The 9,674-nt window shown below is 37.4% G+C and carries 10 protein-coding genes; 5 read left to right on the forward strand and 5 right to left on the reverse strand.

From position 1 onward, the window contains the following. Window positions 1-470: 470 nt before the first annotated feature. The 3 genes from HX129_RS14525 (at window position 471) to HX129_RS14535 (ending at window position 4,806) form a co-directional block, all read left to right on the forward strand. A complete protein-coding gene (locus HX129_RS14525) occupies window positions 471-2,273 on the forward strand; it encodes an acyl-CoA dehydrogenase C-terminal domain-containing protein (protein WP_174493285.1) in 1,803 nt (600 codons plus the stop codon). Window positions 2,274-2,447: 174 nt separating this feature from the next. Next, complete coding sequence (locus HX129_RS14530; protein WP_286434529.1) at window positions 2,448-4,229, forward strand: acyl-CoA dehydrogenase C-terminal domain-containing protein; 1,782 nt, start codon at window positions 2,448-2,450, stop codon at window positions 4,227-4,229. A 112-nt stretch (window positions 4,230-4,341) separates the two neighbouring features. Then, window positions 4,342-4,806: a hypothetical protein gene (locus HX129_RS14535; protein WP_218946268.1), complete on the forward strand. Its 465-nt coding sequence runs from the start codon at window positions 4,342-4,344 to the stop codon at window positions 4,804-4,806. A gap of 38 nt (window positions 4,807-4,844) precedes the next feature. Here the strand turns inward: HX129_RS14535 and HX129_RS14540 are convergent, their stop codons facing one another. Beyond that, window positions 4,845-5,471 (reverse strand): FMN-binding negative transcriptional regulator, encoded by a 627-nt coding sequence (locus HX129_RS14540; RefSeq protein ID WP_286434527.1) that lies wholly within the window; start codon window positions 5,469-5,471, stop codon window positions 4,845-4,847. Window positions 5,472-5,477: 6 nt separating this feature from the next. Further along, window positions 5,478-5,891, reverse strand: a complete 414-nt coding sequence (locus tag HX129_RS14545) for an ADP-ribosylation/crystallin J1 (protein WP_180045256.1) — start codon at window positions 5,889-5,891, stop codon at window positions 5,478-5,480. A 140-nt stretch (window positions 5,892-6,031) separates the two neighbouring features. Between HX129_RS14545 and HX129_RS14550 the strand changes: the two genes are divergently transcribed. Beyond that, a complete protein-coding gene (locus HX129_RS14550) occupies window positions 6,032-6,526 on the forward strand; it encodes a phosphate-starvation-inducible protein PsiE (RefSeq protein ID WP_130074195.1) in 495 nt (164 codons plus the stop codon). A 61-nt stretch (window positions 6,527-6,587) separates the two neighbouring features. Here the strand turns inward: HX129_RS14550 and HX129_RS14555 are convergent, their stop codons facing one another. Next, on the reverse strand, window positions 6,588-7,094 hold the full coding sequence (locus HX129_RS14555) for an RcnB family protein (RefSeq protein WP_174493289.1): 507 nt from the start codon (window positions 7,092-7,094) through the stop codon (window positions 6,588-6,590). Between the two features lie 173 nt (window positions 7,095-7,267). Between HX129_RS14555 and HX129_RS14560 the strand changes: the two genes are divergently transcribed. Continuing rightward, window positions 7,268-7,717 (forward strand): hypothetical protein, encoded by a 450-nt coding sequence (locus HX129_RS14560; RefSeq protein WP_180045254.1) that lies wholly within the window; start codon window positions 7,268-7,270, stop codon window positions 7,715-7,717. Window positions 7,718-7,765: 48 nt separating this feature from the next. Here the strand turns inward: HX129_RS14560 and HX129_RS14565 are convergent, their stop codons facing one another. Next, entirely contained in the window at window positions 7,766-9,007 is a 1,242-nt protein-coding gene (locus tag HX129_RS14565; RefSeq protein WP_286434521.1) for a tetratricopeptide repeat protein, read from the reverse strand. A 158-nt stretch (window positions 9,008-9,165) separates the two neighbouring features. Then, on the reverse strand, window positions 9,166-9,674 hold a 509-nt coding region (locus HX129_RS14570; protein WP_502872677.1), incomplete at its 5' end, for an SEL1-like repeat protein.

Raw genomic sequence — 9,674 nt, forward strand, 5'->3', positions numbered from 1 at the left:
CCCGATAACAGATATAAAAGCATCATAAAATTTCAAAAACTGTGAGATTAAATCGCCTTTCGGGGCGATTTTTTTAAACTAAAATAGAAAAATGACTGACCTTCAATGAAAGCGTAGTGATCAGCCAAAAATGCCACACTTTTTATGTTTTTTGAGATAAAAGTAAAGCAATTATGTACTGACTAATTTTTTTGAATTCGTCATTCTGACAAACGCATGTTTGGAAATATCTTTTTACGATTTTGACTATTTGTGAACATAATTTCTTTATAAAACTGTTTACACTCAAGGGACTTACAAGATTGATACTATTTTTCTTTGACTTTACAGTCACAGAGAAATCACACAGAAATACTTGTACGTTATTATAAGTTGTTGCACGATGTACATAACAACTATGTGTCGATGAAGACATGCATCGTATTTATTAGGATTATAAATCTGGTTTAACCAGTATTGAGGAAACCGATATGCCACAATACAAAGCACCCTTACGTGATATGCAATTCGTTTTACATGAATTATTAAATGTCGAAGAACACTACGCTAAACTCCCTGCATTTTCTGACACCGTAAGCCGTGAGTTGGTTGACCAATATTTAGAAGCTGCGGCTGACTTTTGTGAAAATGAACTTTCTCCACTCAATCAAGTAGGCGACCGTGAAGGCTGTACATGGAATGACGGTGTAGTAACTACACCAACTGGCTTCAAAGAAGCATATCAAAAATATATTGAACTTGGTTTCCCATCGCTTTCTGTACCAGAAGCACATGGCGGTCAAGGTTTACCTGGTTCATTAGGTACCGTTATTTCTGAAATGGTAGGTTCTGCAAACTGGGCATGGGGTATGTATCCTGGTTTGTCTCATGGTGCAGTACGTACCATTGAACATCACGGTTCTGCTGAACAAAAAGATACCTATTTACCAAAACTTGTGTCAGGTGAATGGACGGGTACCATGTGTTTAACAGAATCTCATGCAGGTTCTGACTTGGGGATTATCCGTTCTAAAGCTGAACCACAAGCAGATGGTAGCTATGCAATCTCTGGTGAGAAAATCTTTATCTCAGCAGGCGAACACGACATGGCTGAGAACATCATCCATATCGTATTGGCACGTTTACCAGGTGCACCGAAAGGCACCAAAGGTATTTCTCTATTCATCGTACCAAAATTCAATGTCAATGCAGATGGCTCTCTAGGTGAGCGTAATGCGGTGCGTTGTGGTTCGATTGAACACAAAATGGGGATCCATGGTAATGCTACGTGCGTCATCAACTTTGATAACGCAAAAGGTTTCTTGATCGGCCCTGAAAATCGCGGTCTAAACTGCATGTTTACTTTCATGAACACTGCACGTATTGGTACGGCTGTTCAAGGTTTAACCGCTTCTGAATCTTCTTTCCAAGGCGCGCTTGCTTATGCGAAAGAACGTTTAGCGATGCGTTCACTTTCTGGCCCTAAAGCACCTGAAAAAGAAGCAGATCCAATCATCGTGCACCCTGCTGTACGTAACATGTTAATGACGCAGAAAGCTTTTGCTGAAGGTGGTCGTGCGCTTGTTTACTTCTTGTCTCAATATGCCGACATTGTCGAACAAGGTGCGACAGAAGAAGATCGTAAATTTGCTGACAATATTTTGTCTTTATTAACACCAATTGCGAAAGCATTCTTAACTGAAACTGGTTCAGAATCTGCAAAACACGGTGTTCAAGTCTTTGGTGGTCATGGCTTTATTTCTGAACATGGTATGGAGCAAATCGTACGTGATACACGTATCTCTTGCTTATACGAAGGCACAACTGAAATTCAAGCACTTGACTTGCTAGGTCGTAAAGTTTTAGGTACTCAAGGTGCAATGTTGAAAGACTTCACTAAGATCATCCATAAATTTATCGAAGCAAACAAAGACAATGCTGAATTAAAAGAATTCTTAGAACCACTTGCTGCGCTGAATAAAGAGTGGGGTGATCTAACCATGCAAATCGGTATGAAAGCAATGCAAAATCCAGACGAAGTGGGTGCTGCAGCAGTTGATTACTTATACTTCTCTGGTTATGTAACACTTGCATTCTTATGGGCTCGTATGGCACTTGTTGCACAAGAAACTTTAGCAGCAGGTACAACCGATGTAGATTTCTACAATGCCAAAGTAACCACTGCACGCTTCTACTTCAAGAAAATCTTGCCACGTGTACGCTCACACGTAGACGTAATTGCAGGCGGTCTAGAGCCTTTAATGACTTTAGATGCTGAACACTTTGCATTTTAATTGATTAAAAAACTGTACCCATGCGTGCAGAAATCGAGAAAGGACAGTCATAGCTTTGATTGTCCTTTTTCTTTATAAATACACATCATCAATCTTTGGTTGAATAACACCATTGAACGCTTTGTTTTAGACTAAGATTGACACAGATACAAACAAAAAACAGGTGAATGAACTATGCCAATTTATAATGCGCCTCTTGCAGATATGCGTTTTATTCTTAATGATGTTTTTAATGCAGAGCAATTCTGGCAAGCGAACGAAAACCTTGCTCATTTAGATGCAGCAACCGCTGAAGCTATTTTGGAAGAAATGGCTAAATTTGCACAAAATGTTACCCTTCCTTTAAACCGTACAGGTGACGAAGAAGGTGCACACTATGAAAATGGCAAAGTCACTACACCTGCAGGTTTTAAAGAAGCATTCAAACAATATGCTGAAGGTGGTTGGATCGGCTTAGGTGCTGACGAAGAATGGGGCGGTCAAGGCATGCCAAAAATGCTGACTGTACTTGCAGATGAAATGTTATTTGCAACCAACCCATCATTCATGCTCTACCCGCTTCTTTCAGTCGGTGCAGGTATGGCGTTAAACAGCTATGCATCTCAGGAACAAAAAGAGACTTACCTGCCTAAAATTTACTCTGGTGAATGGTCAGGTACCATGTGTTTGACTGAGCCACATGCAGGTACAGACTTAGGGATTATCAAAACCAAAGCTGAACCGAATGCAGATGGTACTTATAACATCACAGGTACAAAAATCTTTATTACAGGTGGTGATCATGATCTTGCTGAAAACATCATTCACCTTGTTTTGGCAAAAACACCTGATGCACCTGCGGGTTCACGTGGTATTTCTCTATTCATCGTTCCGAAATTCATTGTCAATGCTGACGGTTCTCTAGGCGAGCGCAATACTGCAGGCCCGGGTTCCATTGAACACAAAATGGGGATCAAAGCATCTGCAACTTGCGTGATGAACTTTGACGCTGCTAAAGGCTACCTCGTAGGTAAAGAAAACGAAGGTTTAGCGGCAATGTTCGTGATGATGAACTACGAACGTTTATCGATGGGCATCCAAGGTCTAGGTGCTTCTGAATACGCTTATCAAAATGCTGCGCAATATGCGACAGATCGTTTACAAGGTCGTAGTGCTCAAGGCGTTCAATCTCCAAACAAACCTGCGGACAGCATCCTTGTTCATGGTGATGTACGTCGTATGTTGTTGAATGCGCGTGCAAACAACGAAGCCTCTCGTGCTTTTGCAGTGTATGTCGGTCAACAGCTTGACATCACTAAATTCTCTACAGATGCTGAAGCTGTAGCAGCTGCAAATAACCGTGTTGCCCTGCTTACACCTATCGCAAAAGCCTATTTAACAGATACTGCATTTGATGCTGCAATTGATGCACAAATGGTCTTTGGTGGTCATGGCTTTATCCGTGAATGGGGCATGGAACAATGCGTTCGTGACTTGCGTATTGCACAAATTTACGAAGGAACCAACGGCGTTCAATCACAAGATTTAATTGGTCGTAAAACCATTAAATGCAATGGTGCATTTATTGCAGAATATATTGCAGAAATCCGTGATTTTGCCAATGATCTAGATTCTGACTTAAACTTCATTAAAGATGCAACTTTAGACGTTGCAACTGAAATTGAAGTGGTGACTCAGCGTATTCTTGAACGTGCTAAGGAACATGCTGATTTTTCTAATGCTGTAGCGGTTGATTACTTACATGCAGTTGGTTTACTCAGCTTTACTTATATGTTTGCACGTATTGCTAAAGCTGCGAAAGCGAAAGAAGGTCAATTCTACCAAGACAAATTGGCATTGACACATTACTTCATTCAACGCGTGCTGCCTGACCTAAGCTCACGTATTGCTAAAATCAAATCTGGCGCAGAAGTGATTATGGGCTTTAGCGAAGATTACTTTACTAATCAGGCTTAAGCTCTAAATTTTAAAAAGTTTTAAACTTTGACAATGCCCTCAACTTGTAAAAGTTGGGGGTGTTTTTTTATAGCTTTTACTTTTACACCAAAGTAAGGAAATCATATTAAAAATGAATATTATAGAAATAGGTACAAAAGAATTCTCTTTTTCTATTCTTAACAAGTACACTCATAAGAATCTAATAGCTTTGAAAATGAATATTAATAAGCATTCATATGGAACTTTTGATTCACCAACATATATTCCCAGCTTCATTGGGAGCTTAAAAAATTTAATACAAGACCCGATTTATAAAAATGATAATTTAACTATAGAAAATTATTTAGAAAACCTAAGTACAAATCATGAACTAACTACTCATTACAGACTAACGTTAGAAGAAACCTTTGACGACTTTTCAAAAGTTGCTGTGAGAAACCAAAACTCCATTTTTTTCTTGTTTAAATTACACAAAGATCCATTTTTTTCATACCCAAACTTAGTAGAAGGAATCATTTATGCTGACCATGTTAATATTAATTCTGTAAATTCAGCTCTTGATGATTTGATTGAATACATAAAAGTACTAACTTAAATCATAAAGCACCCCATCTAAGCTAATATTTTTTTGAATTATTTAAAATAATACCTCCTCACCGACTCCGCCATTTGAGTATTCTTATTTTCCAACGCCTGCGCCACATTTCCAGCATCTACAGCACTGCGATTTTGACTGACTTTAAACTTACCGATGATTGAATCTATTTTGATTTCAATCGCCACAATTTTCTCTAATTGCTCTGCTATAAAATCATTCGGGGCATCACCCATTTTCCATGGTAATGGCTGAGTCGCTTCATGCGTTCGAGTAAGTCGAGCCAACACGCCACGCAAATATTTTTCATCTTCTATTTTACGAATCATCCCTTTCACATGCACCACCCGATAATTCCAAGTCGGTACAACTCGATGATGCTCCTGTTTACCTTCGTACCAATTCGGTGAAATATAAGCCTGATCGGCATGAAATATCACATAAGCAGATTGGTCATTGTCCAACAAATGAAATAATGGATTGGCTTTCGCAATATGCCCTCGCAGGACTCCATTTGCATCTACTGAACGATCCAACTCAAAAGGAATATGATTGGCTTCAATTTCACCTTCATGAACGACCATTAAACTCCCTAATGGATTGTTTTCGACTAAGTCAAAAAGTTCTTTTAAATCTTCTTGTTTAAAGTGTGTTGGTAAGTACATTGATAATTAATACTCTTTTGAACCGTCTGGGCTGGTTTTAAATATCTCAGGTAATTTGGCATTTTCAGTAAAAGCCTCACCTTTGAAAATATTAACCACTTCAATTTTACCCATGATTTGCTGATTAAACTCATCCAAACGTTCCGCAGGTATCCACATTTCCTGACAAAAATCATCACCTACAGTATGTACTTCAAATTGAGCCAAATACTCATCTGCCAACTCAAAACGTGTGACATAACCGATGTAACCACTCGCTTGATCTTTGGTATTCCAATCTAATGCAATCTTTTCAGCATACTTTTGATTGAGTACAGGATAAAAAATAGGTTGCCAATACAGACGTGGTGGAAATGCTCGAAAATTTGTACTTTCAATTAAACGGTATTCAAATAATCCAACGGGGCGATATAAATACATATTTGTCCTTATTTTTATCAAAATTGATCTTAAATGACAGATTAATATTTTCAAAATTTTATTTGCTTCACAACTCCCTTTCATGTGCATGAAATTTGCATGGTTTTAAATAACTTAAAACTTAGGCAATGGAGGATGATATGAATAAAGACCCGCGTATAGAGAAAATTGAGAAAATCCTCGATAAATTTGGCAATCTTGCTGTTGAAGCCTTTCATTATTTAGCACTTTTTATTATTGGCTGTATGATTGCATGGTCGGCGGTACATACCATTGTAGAAATTTTAACTGTTAAAAAATATGCCAGTATTGATGATATTTTATTGTTATTCATTTATCTAGAACTCGGTGCAATGGTTGGAATTTACTTTAAAACCAACCATATGCCTGTACGCTTTTTGATTTATATTGCCATTACGGCACTGACTCGGCTACTAATTTCAGACATTCAACATGATCATAAAGCGGATATAGATCAAATTATTATTACAGGTTCAATTTTAATTTTAGCGATTTCCATTTTAATTGTGCGTTTTGCTTCATGGAAATTTCCTTCCGTGATTCGGGAAAAACAGCACGATCATCCTGTACCACATGGCAAAACCCCACGCCCAGAAGACGATGAACTGGCTTAAAAAACCACTTACCCCTCTCCTCAAGGAAAGGGAATTATGTTGGAGGTCGATATTTATTGCTCTAGCGATCATTAGGGATTTGAATATAACGCCCATTTTCATAGATCCAATGCATACCGACCTGAGGATCAGGCAAACCATAACGGCGCCAGTCACTAATCAGCATATATTGTGAACTTTCAATCCGCCCACCGTCACCATTGACATAACCATAACTGCTGCCCGAAGACTGTGTCTGGGTTGGAAATTGCTGTTGATAAATAATCGTCACGCCATTCTGTTGTGGGTAAACAGGATAAGGTCGACTTGGATAGTTTTGATGTGGATAATGCGGATAATTTGGATAAGAATTTCCCCATTGCCCATAATTTTGTGATGGTCGAATGGGAATCTGCTTGCTCTGTGTCAAACCGTTTTGATCTGTATATTGATAAGTTTGCGTTGGAATTTGATGCTGCCGACGTTCAACACTCCGATACCCCGCCCAATCTCGTGCATCTGCATAGAGTGTGGTTGAAAATGCACTACACATCAGTGTCACTACACTCAAGTTGAATAAGTTTTTCACCTCAACCTCCACCATAAAACCGTTTAGTTGTTATTTTAATGCCAAATCTGAGATAAATAATGAATATTTTATACACAATATGAAATGGCATTTTAATATTAACTTGATTTCATTTAAGTCATTTAAAATACAATCTGCTAAGATATTGTTTTTTGTCGGATGGATGCTGTACTGTGGCTGAACTGAGTTTTGACCGTTTACATCAATTTTTTTGTAAAGTACCAAGTGTGCAAAAAGCGTTTATTGACAGTTATGGTACGGATGGAAAATCGGCATGGTGGTTTAAATTTCAGATTAATATCGAACACCCTTTGGCTTGGCAAACGGTACAAGAATTGGGACATGTGCTGAATTATATTTCAAAAAATGAACGTCTTCCGACTCAATTTTTACCTGTTTCACCACCACCGTATATGAATGGTGAAGCAAAACAATTTTTAGCTTGGGTCATTCAATGTAATCACGCAGACTTTCCACCAGATGTCGTCTGTGACTGGTTAGAAGCGCGTTTACCACAACCCGTTGAAGATGAAAGTCAGTGGAAAATCAAAACTGATTTGCATGAACTAGATAAAATCTCAGATAAAGATCTAGATAAAATGGTGCCACCGAATCCACAATAAAAGATGCTCTGTACTCATGCCATTTTAAACATGAGTACAGCATTATTTTTAGTTTGGTGGAAATTGAATGTTATCAATTTTCTTTTTAATGGCAACGAGCTGTTTAATTTCTTTGGCTTTTTCTACATTTTTAGAAATACCTAAACCCTTTTCAAAAGCGACTTGGGCTAACTCTAGGACATCTATATTATCACTGCCATTTTCATAAGCTTTTACTGCCCATTGATAATTTTCAGGTTCATCCTCTATAACAGCCAATGAATCCATTGCTTGCAGTTGTCCCTTTTCAGCGGCACGCTTAAATAAATTGATACTTTCTTGAAACAATTTTTGTTGATCACTTTCCCCAGTTAACTGACGATATTTCCATATTGCCAACTGATTCATACCATTCACATCACCAAGAGCAACTGATCGTTCTAATAATTTTTCAGCTTTCTGAACCAATTTCGGGTCATCTTCTAAAAACATCCATTGTAAGGCAAGCTGATTCATTGCAACTGTACTATTTAAATCAATGGCTTTGAGTAACCACTTCTGTCTCTTATCATTCTCCACTTCTTGTTTAGCAAGATGAATATATGCATCTGCATGACCTTGTTTAGCCTGCTTTTCATAAAATTTTTGAACTTGCTTTTGTATTTCAACAAGATCTTTATCAGTAAAAATATCTGAAACATCATAAAGCTGTTTATCATCTAAAATCTCAAGTTTAGCCAGAATACGCCCCTGATCTGACTGTTGTTTAAGTTTAGACAGCTTTTGATTTAACACATTTCGTACTTCAGCCGTAATCTGTTCTCGAGATGGGGCTTTTAATTTAACTAAATCTTGAGATGAACAGATGCTGCTTTCAAAACCAAAATTATCAAGTTTACTTCCAGCTTTAAATGCAGAATATGACCATTTACATGCTTGATCTGAGTATTCATTGGATGCAATAAATGCCATCATGATCATTGCATCAGCAGATATTTGTGCATCATTTTTCACGATTGGCTTTAAAATTTTAATTTGTTGCTCTAAATCAGAAACGCCATTATTAAGCTTATCACTATAATATTCAAAGAATATTTCATACATGGCAGTATAATCACCAAGTCTTGCAGCATTAAAAGCCAATTTTTTATATTGACGGTTACTTTCAAATAAATATGGATTTAAATCCATCTTTTGATAATATTGCGCCAACAAATACATCGCTTCAGCATCACCTTCATCCGATGCTTTTTTTAGTAAAACAATGGCTTTTTGATGGTCAATACCCACTTTTTCACTACCTGTTTGCAACTCTTTCGCCTGAGTGACTAAAGGATTTTCGGCAAAGGTCGATACTGAACTCAGTATTAATGCAATTGATATAGTTAAAGCCTTACAATGTTGTTTAAAAAAATTTATTTATTGTTTTCTCTCAAATTCAAAAGTTTAATTCTTTATTTCGATTAAAATTAAATACCAAAAACTGCTTTTCTAGTCTCTTCTTTTTCAACTAAGTTTTTTAACTTTTTCTGTACTCGATCTGCTAAAACTTTATCCTTCGGTACACCTAAGCCTTCAGAGTATGCTTTATACGCTATTTCTAAAATACTTTGTTCTTTTGTCCCATTTTTGTAGGCTTCAACTGCCCAGAAATAACTGTCAGATTCAGCTACAGCTTTTGAAAGATTTTCCATCGCATTGAGAGAATCTAGTTCTGCGGCAGACTTTAATAGTTCAATTGAATGATCAAGCACTTCTTGATCTTCACTTTCATTGTAAAGCCAAGTTCCTAATACCCCCATTGCAATAGGATCATTTAAAACAATTGCTTTTTCTAAATACTGTCGTCCTAGCGCTACATTCTGCTTAGATCCATTCTCGCCATATAAATAGTTATAACCGGCTTTGTTGCACAAACCTATCTGTAAAGGCTTTTTCAGCGATATAATTTTCAAATGAAGAAGCCTACACACAAAAT

It is taken from the genome of Acinetobacter sp. 251-1 (assembly GCF_030329305.1).
GTDB classification, from domain to species: Bacteria; Pseudomonadota; Gammaproteobacteria; order Pseudomonadales; family Moraxellaceae; genus Acinetobacter; species Acinetobacter piscicola_A.